The sequence below is a fragment of the Candidatus Omnitrophota bacterium genome (genome assembly GCA_041649175.1).
In the GTDB taxonomy this organism is placed as follows: domain Bacteria; phylum Omnitrophota; class Gorgyraeia; order Zapsychrales; family JBAZNR01; genus JBAZNR01.
In genome coordinates, this window is record JBAZNR010000002.1 from 1 (window position 1) to 17,472 (window position 17,472).

17 protein-coding genes and 1 tRNA gene are annotated in these 17,472 nt (G+C 42.9%); 15 read left to right on the forward strand and 3 right to left on the reverse strand.

Annotation, left to right across the window (positions count from 1 at the left end; all coding sequences use genetic code 11):
• Positions 1–4,081: PKD domain-containing protein (locus WC676_04960; protein MFA5059957.1), on the forward strand; the 4,081-nt coding region annotated here is incomplete at its 5' end.
• Positions 4,082–4,098: 17 nt separating this feature from the next.
• Here the strand turns inward: WC676_04960 and WC676_04965 are convergent.
• The 3 genes from WC676_04965 to WC676_04975 form a co-directional block, all read right to left on the reverse strand.
• Entirely contained in the window at positions 4,099–5,073 is a 975-nt protein-coding gene (locus WC676_04965; protein ID MFA5059958.1) for a class I SAM-dependent methyltransferase, read from the reverse strand.
• Between the two features lie 18 nt (positions 5,074–5,091).
• Positions 5,092–5,466 carry a carbonic anhydrase gene (locus WC676_04970; GenBank protein ID MFA5059959.1) on the reverse strand — a complete coding sequence of 125 codons (375 nt, stop codon included), beginning with the start codon at positions 5,464–5,466 and terminating at the stop codon, positions 5,092–5,094.
• 219 nt (positions 5,467–5,685) lie between these two features.
• Positions 5,686–5,761 (reverse strand) — tRNA-Asn (locus WC676_04975).
• Positions 5,762–5,934: 173 nt separating this feature from the next.
• On the opposite strand from WC676_04975, the gene WC676_04980 reads away from it, so the two are divergent.
• From WC676_04980 to WC676_05045, 14 genes are all read left to right on the forward strand, one after another.
• The gene (locus WC676_04980) at positions 5,935–6,909 is read left to right on the forward strand and encodes a hypothetical protein (GenBank protein MFA5059960.1); all 975 of its coding nucleotides are present in this window, start codon (positions 5,935–5,937) and stop codon (positions 6,907–6,909) included.
• Positions 6,909–7,709, forward strand: coding sequence for a M15 family metallopeptidase (locus tag WC676_04985; GenBank protein ID MFA5059961.1), 801 nt, complete (start codon positions 6,909–6,911; stop codon positions 7,707–7,709). Before WC676_04980 ends, WC676_04985 begins: the two co-directional genes overlap by 1 nt.
• Positions 7,706–8,077 (forward strand): DUF2203 domain-containing protein, encoded by a 372-nt coding sequence (locus WC676_04990; GenBank protein MFA5059962.1) that lies wholly within the window; start codon positions 7,706–7,708, stop codon positions 8,075–8,077. The genes WC676_04985 and WC676_04990 overlap by 4 nt, the downstream gene beginning before the upstream one ends.
• Positions 8,074–9,321: a dicarboxylate/amino acid:cation symporter gene (locus WC676_04995; protein ID MFA5059963.1), complete on the forward strand. Its 1,248-nt coding sequence runs from the start codon at positions 8,074–8,076 to the stop codon at positions 9,319–9,321. Before WC676_04990 ends, WC676_04995 begins: the two co-directional genes overlap by 4 nt.
• Before the next feature lie 49 nt (positions 9,322–9,370).
• A complete protein-coding gene (gene truD, locus WC676_05000; protein ID MFA5059964.1) occupies positions 9,371–10,549 on the forward strand; it encodes a tRNA pseudouridine(13) synthase TruD in 1,179 nt (392 codons plus the stop codon).
• A gap of 42 nt (positions 10,550–10,591) precedes the next feature.
• A complete protein-coding gene (locus tag WC676_05005; GenBank protein ID MFA5059965.1) occupies positions 10,592–10,981 on the forward strand; it encodes a MazG nucleotide pyrophosphohydrolase domain-containing protein in 390 nt (129 codons plus the stop codon).
• On the forward strand, positions 10,978–11,307 hold the full coding sequence (locus WC676_05010; protein ID MFA5059966.1) for a DMT family protein: 330 nt from the start codon (positions 10,978–10,980) through the stop codon (positions 11,305–11,307). The genes WC676_05005 and WC676_05010 overlap by 4 nt, the downstream gene beginning before the upstream one ends.
• Before the next feature lie 57 nt (positions 11,308–11,364).
• On the forward strand, positions 11,365–11,838 hold the full coding sequence (locus tag WC676_05015) for a peptidylprolyl isomerase (GenBank protein MFA5059967.1): 474 nt from the start codon (positions 11,365–11,367) through the stop codon (positions 11,836–11,838).
• Between the two features lie 23 nt (positions 11,839–11,861).
• Entirely contained in the window at positions 11,862–12,632 is a 771-nt protein-coding gene (gene uppP, locus WC676_05020; GenBank protein ID MFA5059968.1) for an undecaprenyl-diphosphatase UppP, read from the forward strand.
• A gap of 53 nt (positions 12,633–12,685) precedes the next feature.
• Complete coding sequence (locus WC676_05025; protein MFA5059969.1) at positions 12,686–13,645, forward strand: zinc metalloprotease HtpX; 960 nt, start codon at positions 12,686–12,688, stop codon at positions 13,643–13,645.
• 4 nt (positions 13,646–13,649) lie between these two features.
• Complete coding sequence (locus WC676_05030) at positions 13,650–14,144, forward strand: YajQ family cyclic di-GMP-binding protein (GenBank protein MFA5059970.1); 495 nt, start codon at positions 13,650–13,652, stop codon at positions 14,142–14,144.
• Positions 14,145–14,570: 426 nt separating this feature from the next.
• Entirely contained in the window at positions 14,571–15,029 is a 459-nt protein-coding gene (locus tag WC676_05035) for a peptidoglycan-binding domain-containing protein (protein MFA5059971.1), read from the forward strand.
• A 195-nt stretch (positions 15,030–15,224) separates the two neighbouring features.
• Positions 15,225–15,638 carry a peptidoglycan-binding protein gene (locus WC676_05040; protein MFA5059972.1) on the forward strand — a complete coding sequence of 138 codons (414 nt, stop codon included), beginning with the start codon at positions 15,225–15,227 and terminating at the stop codon, positions 15,636–15,638.
• Positions 15,639–15,680: 42 nt separating this feature from the next.
• A complete protein-coding gene (locus WC676_05045; protein ID MFA5059973.1) occupies positions 15,681–17,414 on the forward strand; it encodes a cation:proton antiporter in 1,734 nt (577 codons plus the stop codon).
• Positions 17,415–17,472: the final 58 nt, after the last annotated feature.

A 17,472-nucleotide genomic window follows, 5' to 3' on the forward strand; every position in this document is an offset into this window, starting at 1 on the left:
CAATAATAACAATCCAAGATTTGACAGTTCCACGAATACGGTCAAGCGGCAAATAGGGTTTAATTTTAATCCGATTTACGTAGACGATGATAACACGACCGGCACAGAGGACGGCAGCGTTGAGTATCCGTTTAATACGATCAATGAAGCGTTAACCTTTCTCTATCAAAATCCGGCAGGGGATAATGCCGTTAGAATGATCTATGTCATGGAAGGGCATTATCAAGCGGGCGGTCAAATAGGAATATCGCCCGGCAGTGTCCCCATATACGTTAAAGGCATTGGAAATGCAGAAGATGTTATTATAGGCGACAGTGTTAACATTAACAGTTCGAGCACGGACAATGTCACTTTTGAGAATGTTACTTTTGACAGGAATTATCAATGGCCTACTTTGACTATGAGATACGGAAATATTATTGGGTGTGTCTTTCGTCACAATTTTGTCGGGGCGGTTGCTCGATCTGGCTATTTTGATCGTAATATATTTTATGAAAATCAATCTGCTGTTAAGCTAATGGGGGCAGGCTACTTGACCAACAATACTATCGTTGACAACGATGCCTCGTTTTATGCTTTGCTGGGACCGTTCGAGTGGGGTAGCGGCCTAAGCTCGGCGTTACTGCGCAATAATATCATTTGGGGAAACGGTCTTGCTCAGAATACTGAATATATGAAGGTTCAGGGGGATTACAATGTTTCGGATGACAGTTTTATTTTAGGATTAGGAGCCACTAATTTCTCTGCTGATCCTTTATTTGAAGATAGAGTCAACGCTGATTATCATATCATTCAGCAATCTCCGGCGGTGGATGCCGGGAATCCGGATGCCGCTTATAACGATCCTGACGGTTCTCGTAATGATATCGGTGCTTTTTATTTAGGCCATGTTGAGCCGGCTATTGAAATTCTTGCGCCGGTGGAAGGGGAGAGCGTATCTCAGCGGCGGGTGACGGTGAGCGGCTGGGCGATGTTTAATTTCGGGGCAAATATTAAAATTAACGGCGTTCCGGCCGTTACGACATCAATAGGAAACTCGCTTTATAATTTCAGCGCAGAAAATGTTCCGCTTCACTATATTAATTCGACCACAGGTCAGTTGACGGCGAGACTTGCCGATAGCGTACTGGTTATCGATGTAAAAGAAGTGAATTATGATTGGCCATTAATAGAGATTTTATCTCCGCAAGACCAGGATGTCGTTGGGAATTCTATTGTTGTTAGCGGTTTTGCTGTTGGCCCGCTTCCTAGCTCCGTAGCAGTCAATGGAGTTAACGCGTCTGTTGCTCCGACAGGATCAATCGACGAATACGCGTTTAACGCGCCAATCGATTTGAATTTTATTAACGGCAGTGCTGCTATTCAGGTTATTTCTCGTCAGGGCAATGACATATTGGAAACTCTCACGATCACAGTTTTCGAAGAACAAGAACAAGAGAGCGTGCCGCCAACAGCGAGCGCTTCTGCGGAACCTAATCCGGCTATGGAGGGGCAATCGGTTACCTTAACCGGAGCAGGTTCTGACCCGGACGGAGGATCCGTTTCATATCATTGGACAGTGCCACAAGGAATTACGGTTAATAATCCTGATATTGCGAGAATAACTTTTGATGTGCCGCAGGTTTCCGTAGATCAGGTCTACAATTTTATTTTAACTGTAACCGATGATGAAAATCAGACTGCAACCGCAGATCTTTCGCTTGTCGTTGAGAATAATTTGCTTGCCCCCAGCGTTGAAATAACTGCAGACTCTAATCCTGTTTCCGAGGGAGCCATGGTCACAGTTTATGCGGCGGTAAACGATGACGGCAATATTGTTTCTTACGATTGGCAGGCTTCCGAAGGAATTGTCTTGCAAGTTGTTGATGATTTAACGGTAACCTTTGTTGCTCCGCAGGTAGATCAAGATGCCAATTACACGATCAGCTTAACCGTAACCGACAATGATAATTTGACCGCGACTGACAGTGTTAGGGTAACGGTTAAAGATATACCCGAATCTAATCGGCCTCCGGTTGCCCAGTTTACAGCGACTCCTAATCCGCTTGATGAAAACACCCGATCGCTTTTAGATGCTTCCGCAAGTACGGATCCGGACGGTACCATTGCCCGCTACGAATGGAGCGCTTCCGGCGGAACGATTGTTGTAGAGCCGATGGATCGCAACAAAGCACATTTTATCGCTCCTAGTGTAACAAAAAGTACTGATTACATGATCACCCTAAAGGTTATTGATGACGCAGGTCTAACCGATTCTAAGTCAATAACTATAACGGTGAAAGATGTTCCTGTGCCCAATCTTCCCCCGGTCGCTCAATTCACGGTCAATCCGAATCCCATCAATGAAAAAGAATTCGGGCTTTTAGATGCTTCTTTGAGTTCTGACCCGGACGGAGCCATCGCTCGTTATGAATGGACCGCCTCGAAAGGAATGACGATCACTGGGCAAAGGAATGCTTCCGCAAATTTTATGGCTCCGGAAGTTGATCAAGACACTGATTACGTTATCACTTTGAAAGTCATTGATAGTGAGGGCTTAACCGCTGAAGCCAGCATGACCGTTACCGTTAAAAATGTTGTGGTCTTTGTGCCTCAGCCTCCGGTGGCAGTTATTTCAGCGCCAAGTCTTATTGATGAAGGGCAAATGATCATTTTAGACGGCTCTTCAAGTTTTGACCCTGATGGCAACATTGTGTCGTATACGTGGGTTAGCAAAGAAGGGCTTCCAGTTATTCGTGACCCGTTAATGCCTGCGGTAGTGCAAGTGATCGCTCCCAAGGTGAGTGAAAATACGGGTTTTACCTTTACTCTTAAAGTGGTTGATAATGATGGGTTGGGTTTTAGTGCGAATGCCGTTGTTGTGATCAGGCATGTGGATGAAATTGATTTTGTTCATGAGATGAATAATGCGCCAGTTGCTGACAACTTAAGCCTGTTAACGCAAAAGAATATGGCGCTTAACATTACGTTAACTGCGAGCGATCCAGATGACGATCTTCTGACATTTGCCGTTATTAGCCAGCCCGCTCACGGAGTTGTGAGCGGAGTGGCGCCAAACTTAATTTATATGCCAAGCTCTAATTATGTTGGGGCAGATAGTTTTACATTTAAGGCGAATGACGGAATTTTGGATAGCAACATAGCGGTGGTTTCGATCGCGGTCAATGACAGCATTGGCTCTATGCCCGTTGATGTTGATTTGCCGGAGTCAGGTGGCGGCGATAATTCTGTCCCCATTTTAGGTCAAGATAATCAGAACTCCTCAGGAGACCTTGGAATTTATTTCGGCGGCAACAACACCTCTTTTCTAAATCCTAAGGATGAAACTTCTCAAATGAAAAAGAGAAGCAGCTCTTTGTTGATCAAGAAATATTCACCAATTGATAGTTCGCTTCGAATTGAAGAAGGGCAGAGCATTAGTTTTTCCATTGATCCCAACGATCGAGATCAGATTGAGAAACTTCTTAGTGATGCCATTAAGGCTGAAAAAGACAAGTTTAAGATCGACCGCCGTTTAGTGTTTCAATGGTTTCTAGACGGAAATTTGGTGGAGGGTGCCGATGGATCCAGTTGGACTTACATATCTTCTATGGGAGACATTGGAGAACACAGTATTTTTGTTGAAGCATCTTATGGCGCAATTTATACCGATCGTTCGCTAAGCTGGGATGTTCAAGTTATTTCTTCTGACCGTTCTGGGCCGTTAGTTTTGGGGGCAAGGGCAGATGATTACGGATCTTTTGTACGTATTCAGGCTTTAATTGATGATAGCCTGACCGGTGGTTCACAAGTTGCCAATGCGAGCTTAGAGCTTACGGCAGGAAATAGGATTATTAAATTAGGCAGCATAAAGCCCGTTGATACAAAATTTGATAGGGTCAAAGAATATGTTTCTTACGACTATATTTTACCAGAGAAAAAGTTTAAAACCTTAGCTTTCCGCCTTACAGCCAAAGATGTTTTGGGCAACGAGACTTCTTATCCTCTTAATGTTGATTTACCCCCAGAGCAAAATCAAAAAGAAAATACACAAGCTAATAACCAGCCAGAGAAGCCCACCAAAGAGAAGAGCAAGCACTAAGAAATAATATTATCGACTTAAAGAGCTGTTATTTGCCAACAGCGGTGGATCTTTTTATTGCGGTAATCTTCGGGAATTGTTTTCGGGGTAAGTTCTGTGATGTCGCGGACCTTAAGGTCAAGAAAACGCGGCTCAAATCTTTGATGATTTGTTGAGAAGAAAACTGCTGCGCCTGGGGATGTTACTTTTAAAACGCTCTGGATAAGCGCAGGGTGGTCTCTGTTGATATCGAACGCAGCGCCTTGACTGACATCTTTAGAGAAAGACGGCGGGTCGACAAAAATGAGATTGAACTGTCTTTTTTGACGATAAGCTAATTCCAAATATTTTCCGACATCCGATTGGATGAATGTATGTTGTGGGCCTGAAAGTCCGTTAAGCTTTAAATTATCTTGCGCCCATTTGACATATGTTGCGGAACGATCCACAGTGACGCTTGATTTTGCGCGACCGGCTGCGGCGGCGCAGGTGAAAGCTCCGGTGTAGGCGAATAAATTCAAGAAATCTTTTCCTTGCGCAAGTTTCTTAATTATAACGCGCGTATCACGATGATCCGAGTAAAGCCCCGTATCTAAAAAATCATCTAAATTGATCCAAAAACGCAAATCACGTTCGTGAACTTCAAAGCGCTTATCCTTAGTATCTAATTTTCCGTAACGAGTTTTTCCTTCGCTGGCGGTGCGTCGCCGTTTTGTGTGAACGCGTTCCGGTGGGATATTAAGCACCTGCGCGACAGCTTGCGCCATTTGGGGAAGCCAGTTGGGGCCGGTTTGCAGCCTCTCATATTCGGCAACAACGATATGCTCGGCATACCAATCCACGACGGCACGTACTTCCGGAATATCCCAATCGTAAAGACGGAAACAGTCAATTCCTTCGCGCTTAAATCGTTTTGACAAATGACGAAAACGGTTTTTGACCCGGTTAGATAATATTTCCGCGTGGTGTTTTGTTTTTTCGGGGGTGATGAAATTCTTTGGTTTATATTCCATGAGGAAAAAGTGAGCTGGTCATATTTTTGAAGCGAGTTCAACTTGCCAGTTTTTATTGACCCAAAGCCCGATGATCTCATGGTTAGGCCAATAGCTTTTGAGGCGGTTGACGGCATTGTTGATCTGTTGGCGGTGTATCGCTTCTTCGACAGGATTTCCTCGGCAATCATAGTGGCCGACGACAAAAAATCGAGTAGATTTATTAGCATCGACAGAAATGCGGATACTGCGTAATATTTCACTGACATCTTCTTGGTTAGACAAGACGCAATCCATACCGGCTTCGGTAATGACATCTACAAAATCGACATTGTAGTTTTGCTTGATCCAGTTTAAGACAGGGAACTGCACTCGTCCATCCATACAATTTAGACATGTCGCTCGTGTGTCCATAGGCGCTATTCTACTTAAAAATTATTAAACTTTCAATAAATGTCAAATAAAAATGGGCCGCCCGAAGGCGGCCCATTTACAAAAAAGATCCCCACTGCCGACATATTATATTGCAAGAATTATCTCCCCATCTGCTGATTTGCTCGGCGGAGCTCACAAATCAAAACGCAGAGGGTCGCCATCTAAACAAAACGCCCATCTATTGATGGGCGTTTTAAATGGCTCCCCCGCGAGGACTCGAACCTCGGACCCAGTGGTTAACAGCCACTTGCTCTACCAGCTGAGCTACAGGGGAATGGAAAGCGCTATTAGTTTATAAAGAACAACTTTAAAGAACAGTGGAATTATACTCAAAAATATTAAAAAGTCAACAGGGCAAAGGGGATGTTTTTCATTTCGGTGTTTGACACCCGTTGTTTTTGATAATAGACTATTGCTGTTCATAAGAAAAATAAAAAAGGAGGCGGGATGAAAAATACAAATTGGAAAAAAATTATTATCATTGTTGTTGTCGTTCTTCTGTGTCTGACGGTCGTAAAAGATTTTCTCATTAAAACAACAATAACAACCGTTGGCTCAGCTGTGTTGGGCGCGCCGATTAAAATCGGATATTTCTCTTTAGGGCTTTTTACGCAGGGTGTCGCTATTAACAATCTGAAAGTTTATAATCCTCCGGGTTTTCCAAAAGAAATCATGATCAATGCTCCGCAGATCCGGGTTAAATATGATCTTTGGAAGCTTTTCCAAGGGAAGATCCGCCTACCGTTAATTGTGTTCAACTTAAAAGAAATGATCGTGATTAAAAATAAGGAAGGGAAGCTGAATGTTGACGCGCTAAAAGTTGTGGAAGAGCAAAAATCAAAAACAGAAAAGAAAAAAGAAGGGTCAAAGCCCGCAAAAGAAATGGCGCTTGAAATTGACCTTTTAAAGCTTAATGTTGAGCGTGTTGTTTTGAAAGATTTTACCAAGGGTGAGCCCTTTGGTGTTTATAGCTATGAGATCGCGCTTAAAAATAAAGAGTTTAGGAATATCAAAAGTGTGGAGCAAATGGCGACTTTGATCATGGTTCAGGCTATGGGGCCTACGGCTATTCAAGGCGCGGGCGTGTATGCAGCGGCAACTGTTCTGGGTGTTGGGTTCTTGCCAGCCGGTATCGTGGGCGCTTTGGTTGCTAAAGATTCCGAAACGGCCGAATTTAGCGCCAGCGTTGGAAAGACATATGAAATCGCGCTAAATCTTATAAAGAAAATGGGCGAAGTAAAAAGTGAAGACAAAACTACTGGCATTGTTAAAGGAAAAGTAGATGTGGCGGATGTGACGGTAAAGGTTGAAAAGAATGAAAAAAGAAAAACTCAGGTGACCGTGTCCGCGCGCCAGCTTGTTTTGCCAAAACCGGAAATTGCCGCAGGGATCATTTATCAGCTTAAACAAAAAATTAGATAATGACAAAAACCGTAAGAGGAATCTTTTTAGGTGCGCTTGTGGCTGCTATTTTGTTTGCCACAAGCGCGCCTTCTTTTGCGCTTGATTTTGACAAGCTTTCAGCTTCTGATATTAAAAAAGCGCAAAATCTGATCAATAAGTTAGCGCCTCTTATTGAGGAGCGAGACAAAAAGCAAAATTTGGCGACACTAACCTTTGATGAGCTTTACGCGCCATTAAGCGCCAAAGAACGCCGATTCTTAAAGAAATTCCAGAGCCTAGACGCAAAAAAGCTGAATGTGAAAATCCCTTTTCGAGGGATAGCCACCGGCAAGGAAGAGCTCGTCGTTATCAAGAATCAGAAAATAAAAACGAAAGAAGGGAAAGACAAATATTTATCACCACAATTTCTTCCGCCAAATGTTTACGAGCAATATCTGGTGATGATGAAAGCTATGAAAAAAGATCTAAAAAAACAGCTTTATATTGAGTCCGGCTATCGTTCCAGCGCTTATCAGGTATATCTATTCGTTTATTATTTAAGAAATCACGAATATTCTATTCGCGAAACAGTAAAATTCGTAGCGCTCCCGGGTTTTAGCGAACATGGATCAGTCAAGCACCAAGCCATTGATTTTATCAATGAGAATAATATTAATGGGGAAGATGACCCAAAAGAATTTGAAGATTTGCCGGAATACAAATGGCTTCTAGAACACGCTAAAGAATTTAATTTTGTTTTATCGTACCCTAAAAATGCGGGCAAGGGCATTACCTTCGAGCCATGGCATTGGCGCTATGAAAAACAGGAGAGCCGATGACAAAAAAGATCTTCACGCCACAAGAGGCGAACAAACGTCTTCCGCTGGTTAAGCAGATCGTCGAAGATATTTTATCAAAGGGACGAAAACTGAAAGCGCTGGGCTTGCTTGAGCCGACATCATCGGTTCGCGCGGAATCCCAAGCGCTGATTGATGACATTGAAACACTAATGCTTGAGCTGCAGGAATTAGGATGCTCATTTAAGGACTGGAACTTTGAAATCGGCTTAGTTGATTTTCCCGCGTTGATCGATGAAAAAGAAGTTTTACTTTGCTGGCGAAGCGATGAAAGATCGGTAGAATGGTACCACGGATTTGATGACGGATATATCGGGCGAAAGAAAATTCCTCAACATCTACTGCAATGAAGCCAAATTTCTTCCAAAATACATTTTTTAAAAACTACGGTTTCTCGCTTTTATTGATCGTCTCTATTTTGATCGGATCGCTTTTAGGGATTTTTCTTGAAGAAGGGGCGATTGCGCTTAAGCCTTTCGGTGATATTTTCTTAAACCTTCTTTTTACCGTTGTGACTCCCTTGGTTTTCTTTTCCATTTCTTCGGCGGTGGCAGGCATGTCGGATGCCAAACGTTTAGGAAAAATATTGGGGTCCATGCTGGTAGTTTTTGTGGTAACCGGGATCATTGCTTCCATCATAATGACGATCGGTGTTTTGATCTATCCGCCGGCCCAAGGCGTGCAAATTCCTCTGAGCTCTAACGCTAACATGGAACAAGTTAAAATCAGTGAGCAGATCGTTAAAGCTTTAACTGTTTCGGATTTCGTGAACATTTTCTCCAAGAAAAATATGTTGGCCTTGATCATTTTCTCTCTTTTGATCGGCCTGGCGGCATTGCGGTTAAAAGAAAAGGCAAAGGTCTTTACTCAGTTTCTCGTTGCGGGTAATGACGTTATGATGAAGGTTATCAGTTATGTTATGTTTTACGCGCCCATCGGACTTTGCGCTTATTTTGCTTACTTGGTCGGTGTTTTTGGGCCGCAGCTTTTAGGTTCCTATGTGCGTGTGGTTGTTGTATATTATCCGATTGCTATTCTTTATTTTTTTATCGGATTTTCGTTTTACGCGTATTTTTCCGGACGTGCCCTTGGTGTTAAAACATTTTGGACAAACATTGTTCCGACTTCCTTAACGGCGCTGGCAACCGGGAGCAGTGTTGCCACGATTCCCTCCAATCTAGAGGCAGCCAATAAAAATGGAGTTCCTAAAGATATCAGTGAAGTTGTTATCCCGATTGGCGCTACTATTCATATGGATGGTTCGTGCTTAGCGGCGATCGTCAAGATTGCTCTTTTATTTGGATTGTTCCAGATGGATTTTTCCGGCGCCGCAACGATCATGACGGCTATTGGCATTGCGCTTTTAGCCGGTATTGTGATGGCGGGAATTCCCGGCGGTGGATTTATCGCCGAAGTTTTGATCGTTACTATTTACGGATTTCCCTTAGAAGCTCTTCCTATTATTTCCATGGTCGGGGTTTTAGTTGATCCGCCGGCGACGATGGTCAACGCGGTTGGTGATAATGTTGCCAGCATGATGGTCGCCAGGATCTTGGGCGGGAAAAAGTGGATGGGCGGACACGAGCAAGCGTAATTTAGGAAGAGCAAAAACCGGCATCGCATAGACGATGCCTTTTAATTTTATGAAATTAACGATTAAATCTAGGCCGGAAGATTTTATTGTCGAGGAAGTGGCGCCTTTGCCTTTAACAAAAAAGGGAACGCATGGCGTTTATCTTTTGACAAAAAAAGGATGGAATACTCTTGATGTTTTACGCGACATTGCTAAAAAGCTGCGGATCCATTTTGAAAACCTTTCCTACGGAGGAAAAAAAGACCGGCACGCGCTGACAACGCAGTATATAACGATCGCCGGAGCGCGCATCGGTGATTTTGAAGAGAAGAATTATATCTTGCGGTTTGCCGGTTTTATGGACAGGCCGATGGGCCCGGATCTGATCGCGGGTAATAAATTTGAGATCACACTGCGTAAATTAAAAACGGCTGATATTGAAAGCGCGAAACAGGAAATGGCCGTTGTTGGGCAATTCGGTTTTCCAAATTTTTTCGATGATCAGCGCTTCGGAAGTTTTGACTTGATCCAAGGGTTTTTTGCCGAAAAGATATTAAAAGGGCATTTTAATGGAGCGCTTAAAATTTATTTAACGGCGATTCATTCTGATGACAAAAAAGAAGAGAAAGACCGTAAGAAATTTTTCATCGAACACTGGAAAGATTGGGCGGTGTGCAAGACTTGTGCTAAAACTGAGTGGGAGCAAAAGGCATTTGATTTCTTAGCCCAGAGCAAAAGTGATTTCTTGCCGCTTTTAAGGCAAATTCCCGATGAGGTTTTATCGCTTTATATCAGCGCCTATCAGTCTTTTATATGGAATGAGGTTTTGCGTCGTGTTCTTGCGGCGCGAAAGGTCTCTCCGCTAAAAGCTTACAAAGGCATTGCCGGAGATTATCTTTTCTTTGGGGAGTTAAATGCGGATGATGACAAATATTTTCGAGAGCTCATCATTTCCGGTATGTCAGGAAAAACTAAAATGCCCGATTCGGCCTGCGAAGAAATTTATGCGCAAATTCTTAAAGAGCAGGGGATAACTCACGCGATGTTCAATAAGCTTAAGCTACGGCAAGGCTACTTCAAATCTACCGATCGCAGTGCGGTGATAAAACCGGAAAATCTTTCCTTTGAGGTTGGCGACGATGAGCTTAATCATTCGGCTCAAAAGATGATCTTAAAGTTCATTCTTCCCAGAGGAAGCTATGCGACAATGTTAGTCAAAAGGCTTTTCAGCCATAAATTGAGTAATTAATTTTTTTATTTGCAAAAATCACGCCTACGATATAATACCCCAATGCCAAAAAAGACAAAATTTATTCGCCTGAAGGAAATCTTTAATATTTTGCATGGGCCCAAGGGTTGCCCGTGGGACAGAAAGCAAACCTTTGATTCGGTTATCCGTCATTTGCGGGAAGAGACGCGCGAATATATTCAGGCAGTCAAATCGCGCAATTACCGTCATATGAAAGAAGAATTGGGCGATATTCTTCTTCTCGTTATGTTCAATGCTCAAATGGCGCAAAAGAAAAAGAAGTTTGATATTGAAGATGTGATCGATGGGCTTAGTAAAAAGTTAGTTCGCCGTCATCCGCATGTTTTTGGAAAATTGAAGCTAAGATCAGCGCGTCAGGTTATTATGAATTGGAACAAGATCAAGAAGTCCGAGGGAAAAAGGAAAAAATGAGAACTATTGCGCTATTGACGGTTTCAAATATTTTCATGACAATTGCCTGGTACGGGCATCTTAAGTATAAAAGCGCGCCGCTTTTCACCGTTATCATTATCAGCTGGCTCATCGCTTTTGTGGAATATTGTTTTCAGGTTCCGGCCAATCGGTTTGGACATGGTCAATATACGGCCGCTCAGCTCAAAACGATCCAAGAAGTCGTTACCTTGGTTGTTTTTTGTGTCTTTTCTGTTGTCTACTTAAAAGAAGAAGTCCGCTGGAATTATATTGTCGGATTTCTTTTTATGATCGCGGCGGTATTTTTTATTTTCAAAAAGTGGTAAAGATCATCGGATGAATGAAGGTTAATTTAAACCAGTGCCTATATAAAGGAAAGTGGCATGTCTAAACAAGTGATCAGCTTTAATTATGTCTTAACCGATAAAAACGGACAAATGATCGATGCGTCTCCGGCGGGAAGCCCGCTTGTTTTCTTGGAAGGCGCGGGGCAGATCATCCAGGCCCTAGAAGATATTTTGGTAACGCTTAAAGCGGGAGAAAAAAGCCAAACGACGATTTTAGCCAAAGACGCCTACGGTATTTATGATCAAAATCAGATCTATCGTTTGCCGAAGAATAAATTTCCGGAAGATGCCAAGGCGGGAGATGTTTTTCGTGTCGGCACCGAGCAAGATAATCGGGTCGTTAACGTAATTGAAGTGACCGAAACAGAAGTGGTTTGTGACGCGAATCACCCCCTGGCGGGGCAAGATTTGAGCTTTGCTGTTGAAGTTGTTGATCGGCGCGATGCAACGGCCGAAGAATTAGCTCATGGCCATGCGCACGGCGCCGGCGGCCATCACCATCATCATTGATCCTTTTATTGTAGAGGGAATTCATGGATTTCTTTCACGCCATCATTTTAGGAATTGTTGAGGGAATTACGGAGTTTTTGCCGATTTCTTCTACCGGGCATTTGATATTAGCCCAACGCCTTTTAGGCCTTGCGTCAACGGATTTTATCAAAAGCTTTGAGATTTCTATTCAGCTTGGCGCAATCTTAGCGGTAGTTGTTTTGTACTGGCGCCTTCTTTTGACCAATGTGGTCATTGTCAAAAAGGTCTTAGCGGCGTTTATTCCGACCGCGGTTTTGGGATTGATTTTTTACAAGCTAATCAAGAAAGTTCTTCTGGGCAATGAACAAGTTGTTATTTGGTCTTTGCTTTTAGGAGGGATTTTCTTGATCGTTTTTGAACTTTTTCACCGAGAAAAAGAGGGAAGCCTTGATAATATTTCTGCCATATCGTATCGCCAGGCTGTCTTGATCGGAGTTTTTCAATCGATCGCTATTGTTCCCGGCGTTTCCCGGGCGGCGGCAACGATTATCGGCGGGCTTATTTTGGGATTAAAAAGAAAAACGATCGTTGAATTTTCATTTTTATTAGCTATCCCGACGATGGCGGCGGCAACGGCGCTGGATCTTTTAAAAAGCGCTTCAGCGTTTTCTTTCGAGCAAGTCGGATTGATCAGCGTGGGATTTTTTGTTTCTTTTGGCGTGGCAATTCTTGGGATCAAATTCCTGCTTCACTTTATCAAGAATAATAACTTCATCGGTTTTGGCATTTACCGAATTGTCGTTGCCATCCTGTTTTGGTTGCTTGTTAAATAATTTTTGGTATAATTCCACGTTGATAATACGAGATATTCACAAGGAGGATTAAAATGTTTTCTTTGCATATGAGAATGGGTTTATTATTGGCGGCATTATTTGCCATCATTTATGCCGTGATCACTATGGCCGGAACGATGATGGGTGTGACAAATTTCTATGTTTATTTTGCCATTGCGATCGGAATGATGCTGATCCAGTACATGATCGGCCCGAAAATTGTCGAATGGACCATGCGTGTTCGATATGTTAAAAAAGAACAAGAGCCTCAGCTTTACCGAATGGTTGAAGAATTAGCTGAGAAGGCCGGTGTTCCTGTTCCGAGAGTATGTATTTCGGATGTTAATATTCCGAATGCCTTTGCGTTCGGGCGAGGAGTTAAAGACGGACGTGTTTGCGTGACGCAGGGTATTCGCAAGTTACTGAATGAAGAAGAATTACGTGCTGTTGTCGGGCATGAGTTGGCGCATATAAAAAACCGCGATGTCTTAACGATCACGCTTTTGTCGGTTATTCCAATGATTATGTATCGTATTGCTTGGCATTTTATGTTCATGGGAAGGCGGCGCGATGACCGCGGGAATACCATTTTAATAGGAGTGGCGGCATTCTTTTTTTATTTTATAACTAACCTTTTAGTTTTGTATGCATCTCGGGTTCGGGAATATTTTGCCGACAAAGGTTCTATTGAAATGGGCAATCGGCCGGAGGCTTTAGCGTCGGCGCTTTATAAGCTTGTTTATGGGTCTGCGCGCATGGACCGAGAATCTCTCAAGGAAGCCGAAGGCTTAAAAGCTTTCTTTGTCAATGATCCGTCGAGAGCTCTTCATGAGATCCGTGACTTGGCTCAACTTGATCTAGATCGTAGCGGCACCATTGATTCATCTGAGCTTGCTGTTTTACGCAATAAAAAGATCGCTCTTAATCTTGGCGACCGGTTGATGGAAGCTTTGAGCACGCATCCGAATATGCTTAAGCGTATTCGGCATCTTTCCGAATATACTAATAACTAATTTTATGGCGAATTTTTCCTTTGATATTGTTTCCGAAGTTGACCTGCAGGAAGTTGATAATGCGGTCAATCAGGCTAAAAAAGAATTAGCACAGCGCTATGATTTTAAGGGAAGCAAAGCGTCCATTGATTATAATCGCGCGGAAAATAAAATTACGCTGGTCGGGGATGATGATTACAAATTGCGCGCCTTGTCGGATATTTTAGCCGGAAAAATGACAAAGAGAAGTATTTCACTTAAGGCGCTTGATTTTAAGGAAGCACAGCAGGCGTTTGAAGGCACGTTGCGCCAGGTGATCGAAATTACGAGCGGGATCCCAAAAGAGAAAGCAAAAGATTTAGTTAAGATCATTAAGGATCTAGGTTTAAAAGTTCAGTCGCAAATTGATGGGGACAAGATAAGAGTATCCTCACCTAAGAAAGATGATCTGCAGTCGGTGATCGCGCATTTACGCAGCATTGATTTTCCACTGGCGTTGAGCTTTAATAATTTTCGATAAAAATTTTTTAAAATCACATTGGACATTTTTAGTAATCTGCCTTCAAAAATATCCAATAAAGACGTTGACACGCCCAGACAGCAGCGATAACATTAAATTGTATCCGATTGAAATCACCTGATTATTGTTGGTTTGATAAGTAGATTAAAAGGTTGGTTTTGGCCTTTTTAAAGCGGGATTTTTCTACCCTAGGAGGGGCAAAGATGTTGGTAAATATTATTTTATTCTTCTTGGTGGCCAAGTTGATGTTTTCAGTTTTTGGCCTTCGGGAAGAGCAGGATTATGAGGATTAAAAATTTAAAATTTATTTAAGAATTTAGGAAAGGAGCACAGCCAGGGAAGGCAAGAAAAAATTTTGTTTTGGATTTGGAAAAGAAGTTTAAACCGGATTTATTCATACATATTTTAAGAAAGAGAAGGGGTACCGTGAGAAAAATTTTAGTTGTTCTTTTTGTTGCAGGTATTTTTGTGTACGGTTGCGAGCAGAAAAAAGAGTTGACCGAATCACCATTTGAAAGCCAAGTGATCACCAATGATGCTATTTCATCCAATGAAGTCATTTCTTTAGTGGAAAGTGGACAAGGTGTTATTGAACCGGTGCCTAGCATACCAGAAGAAGCACCGATGGGAGTAATTGAGCCGGACATGTCTGTTATCGGCAAACCCACATCTCAGCAGATCCAGCAGGCATTAAAGAATGCCGGGCTGTATGAGGGCGATGTTGATGGCAAGATTGGCCCCAAGAGCAAAAAAGCTATTCAGGATTTTCAAACACAGAATAATTTAAAAGCTGATGGCAAAGTTGGGCCCAAGACGTGGCAAAAACTTCAGCCATTTTTGAGTATGTCGGCAGCAGGGGCAACAACAGGCGCAATTTCCAATTAATGATGTAGCCGATGTTTTGAAGGATACGCCCTATTAGAAAAGCTGATAGGGCGTATTCATTTAGGGAGCAATTGTATTTTGTGTTAATTGAAGCGGGAAAAGTTCAAGATTTTCTGGAAATATTCAGAAAATGTGTATAATAATGTTTAACATTAGGGTTTTTAGGTGCTTAAGATAACTAAACAGGAGGAGAGAATGCAAAGAGTTATAGGTTTAATGGCTGTTGCTGTTCTATTTCTGGCAGGGTGCGCAACAACACAAAAAGCTCAAGAGTCACAAATGCAGCAGCTTCAAGATCGAATTACCTATCTTGAGTCTGAATTGGATAAGACACATCAGCAAGTTCAGGGGCTTGAATCAGAGCTCGTTAAAACTCAAGAAGCGAGCGTGGTTGCTGCGCCAAAAACAACGCACAAAAATATTCGCGTTGAAGGCGTTTCGGTCAGCGACGTCCAGGCAGCTTTAAAAAATGCCGGACATTATTCCGGGAACATTGACGGAAAAATGGGCCCGCAAACCAAAGAAGCGGTTAAAGCCTTCCAAGCGGCCAATGATCTTAATCCTGACGGTGTTGTGGGAAAAAAGACATGGTCTCTATTAAATAAATAGCTTTGAACACGTTTTAAATCCTTTGCTGCACATCTTTTGTCTATGCACTACTTGACCGAGCAAAACATCTTTATTTTTCTAGTTCAAGTTTTTCTTTTGCTCGGTTTTGCGCGCGGGCTTGGCGAGTTGTCGCGCTTTTGGAAACAGCCTCCTATTACGGCTGAAATTCTCGTTGGTATCATCCTCGGGCCGACGATTTTCGGCCGCTTCCTTCCTGCACTGCATCAATCTCTTTTTCCTGCTGATCCGATCCAAGAAGGTATGTTGGAAACCATTTCCTGGCTTGGAGTTCTTTTCCTGCTTCTTGAGGCAGGGCTAGAGACGGATTTCTCCAGTGCGTGGCGTCATCGTGGAAATGCCCTAAAGATCGCCCTCGCCGATACGATCATTCCGATGGCGATCTCATTTACCTTGTGTTTTTACCTTTCCGATAAATACCTTGCCGATCCCGAACGTCGCTTAACATTTAATCTTTTTATGGCAACGGTCATGACCATCAGCGCCATGCCGGTTGCGGTAAGAGTTTTGCATGATCTGCATCTTACGAAAACCGACTTAGGCTTTCTTATTATTTCCGCGCTCTCCGTTAATGACATTATTGGATGGTTAGTTTTTACGCTCGTCTTGGGGCTTTTCACGCAATCTAATCTTGAGATTTATCGGGTTATCTTGATTTTTGTTATAACGATCGGCTTTACCGTATTTTGTTTAACCGCCGGCAGGAATTTTGCCAATACCGTTATTTCCAAGATCAAAGAAAAAAATATGCCCGAACCGGGCACGTCACTTACCTTTATTTGCCTATTGGGATTACTTGTCGGTGCTATTACACAAAAGCTGGGAATTCACGCATTGTTTGGGTTTTTCATTGCCGGGATCATGGCGGGCCAGGCGCGGGCGCTTTCAGAGAAAACGCGGCAAGTTATTTCGCAAATGGTTTATGCTATTTTTGTCCCCTTATTCTTTGCCAGCATTGGTTTGAAGGTTGATTTCATTGCCAACTTTGATATCTATTTGATTTTGTTTGTAAGCGGCGTTGGGATCGTCGGGCGATTTTTGGGCGCCTATTTTGGTGTTATGTTGACACAGCTTTCAACCGCTAATCGCTTATCGGTAGCTATTGCTCATATTCCGGGTGGTGCCATGGAAATTGTTATTGCCGCGTTTGCATTGAAGCATCAGCTGATCACGGCTCCTGTGTTCGTGGCTGTTGTTTTTGCGGCTGTTATTTCCTCGCTTTTGGTTGGTCCGTGGCTTAGTTTCTCGGTTAAACGCCGCAGGGAAGTCAGCGCGTTGGAATATTTCTCGCCTCGCGCCATTGTTTCTAATTTAAAATCGATCGAACGCAGCCGCGCTATTGAAGAGATTTGCCGGATCACCGCTGATCAAGAAAGTTTCTTGGATGCGGAAAATCTTTACGGCATGGTTATGGCGCGTGAAAATAATATGGGAACGGCCATTGAAGAAGGAGTTGCTATTCCGCACGCGCGCTTACCGCTTTTAAAGCGGCCCATTATTGCCTTTGGGCGTTCGGTGTCAGGAATAGAATGGAACTCTCCGGACGGAAAACCGACACAATTCATCTTTTTAATTCTTACGCCTCGGGCTGACGACGAATTCCAGGTACAGATCTTAACGCTCATCGCAAAAATGATGAGTCGTGTTGAAGTTAGAGAGGTTCTTTTGCAGGCGGCCGACGAGGATACGATTTGGCGTCTTTTGCAGAAAGAATTGACTGCAGAGCGCATTGTTCGACAAAAAACAAACGGCCGATAAAAAATAAAAGACTTCAATTTTAATATGCCGACTGATTTAATAACTTTCCAATTCAAAA

Excerpts from the sequence above, each read along its gene's own strand:
- WC676_04965 (MFA5059958.1), bottom strand. The coding sequence starts at position 5,073 with ATGGAATATAAACCAAAGAATTTCATCACCCCCGAAAAAACAAAACAC.
- WC676_04970 (MFA5059959.1), bottom strand. The coding sequence starts at position 5,466 with ATGGACACACGAGCGACATGTCTAAATTGTATGGATGGACGAGTGCAG.
- WC676_04980 (MFA5059960.1), top strand. The coding sequence starts at position 5,935 with ATGAAAAATACAAATTGGAAAAAAATTATTATCATTGTTGTTGTCGTT.
- WC676_04985 (MFA5059961.1), top strand. The coding sequence starts at position 6,909 with ATGACAAAAACCGTAAGAGGAATCTTTTTAGGTGCGCTTGTGGCTGCT.
- WC676_04990 (MFA5059962.1), top strand. The coding sequence starts at position 7,706 with ATGACAAAAAAGATCTTCACGCCACAAGAGGCGAACAAACGTCTTCCG.
- WC676_04995 (MFA5059963.1), top strand. The coding sequence starts at position 8,074 with ATGAAGCCAAATTTCTTCCAAAATACATTTTTTAAAAACTACGGTTTC.
- truD (MFA5059964.1), top strand. The coding sequence starts at position 9,371 with ATGAAATTAACGATTAAATCTAGGCCGGAAGATTTTATTGTCGAGGAA.
- WC676_05005 (MFA5059965.1), top strand. The coding sequence starts at position 10,592 with ATGCCAAAAAAGACAAAATTTATTCGCCTGAAGGAAATCTTTAATATT.
- WC676_05010 (MFA5059966.1), top strand. The coding sequence starts at position 10,978 with ATGAGAACTATTGCGCTATTGACGGTTTCAAATATTTTCATGACAATT.
- WC676_05015 (MFA5059967.1), top strand. The coding sequence starts at position 11,365 with ATGTCTAAACAAGTGATCAGCTTTAATTATGTCTTAACCGATAAAAAC.
- uppP (MFA5059968.1), top strand. The coding sequence starts at position 11,862 with ATGGATTTCTTTCACGCCATCATTTTAGGAATTGTTGAGGGAATTACG.
- WC676_05025 (MFA5059969.1), top strand. The coding sequence starts at position 12,686 with ATGTTTTCTTTGCATATGAGAATGGGTTTATTATTGGCGGCATTATTT.
- WC676_05030 (MFA5059970.1), top strand. The coding sequence starts at position 13,650 with ATGGCGAATTTTTCCTTTGATATTGTTTCCGAAGTTGACCTGCAGGAA.
- WC676_05040 (MFA5059972.1), top strand. The coding sequence starts at position 15,225 with ATGCAAAGAGTTATAGGTTTAATGGCTGTTGCTGTTCTATTTCTGGCA.
- WC676_05045 (MFA5059973.1), top strand. The coding sequence starts at position 15,681 with ATGCACTACTTGACCGAGCAAAACATCTTTATTTTTCTAGTTCAAGTT.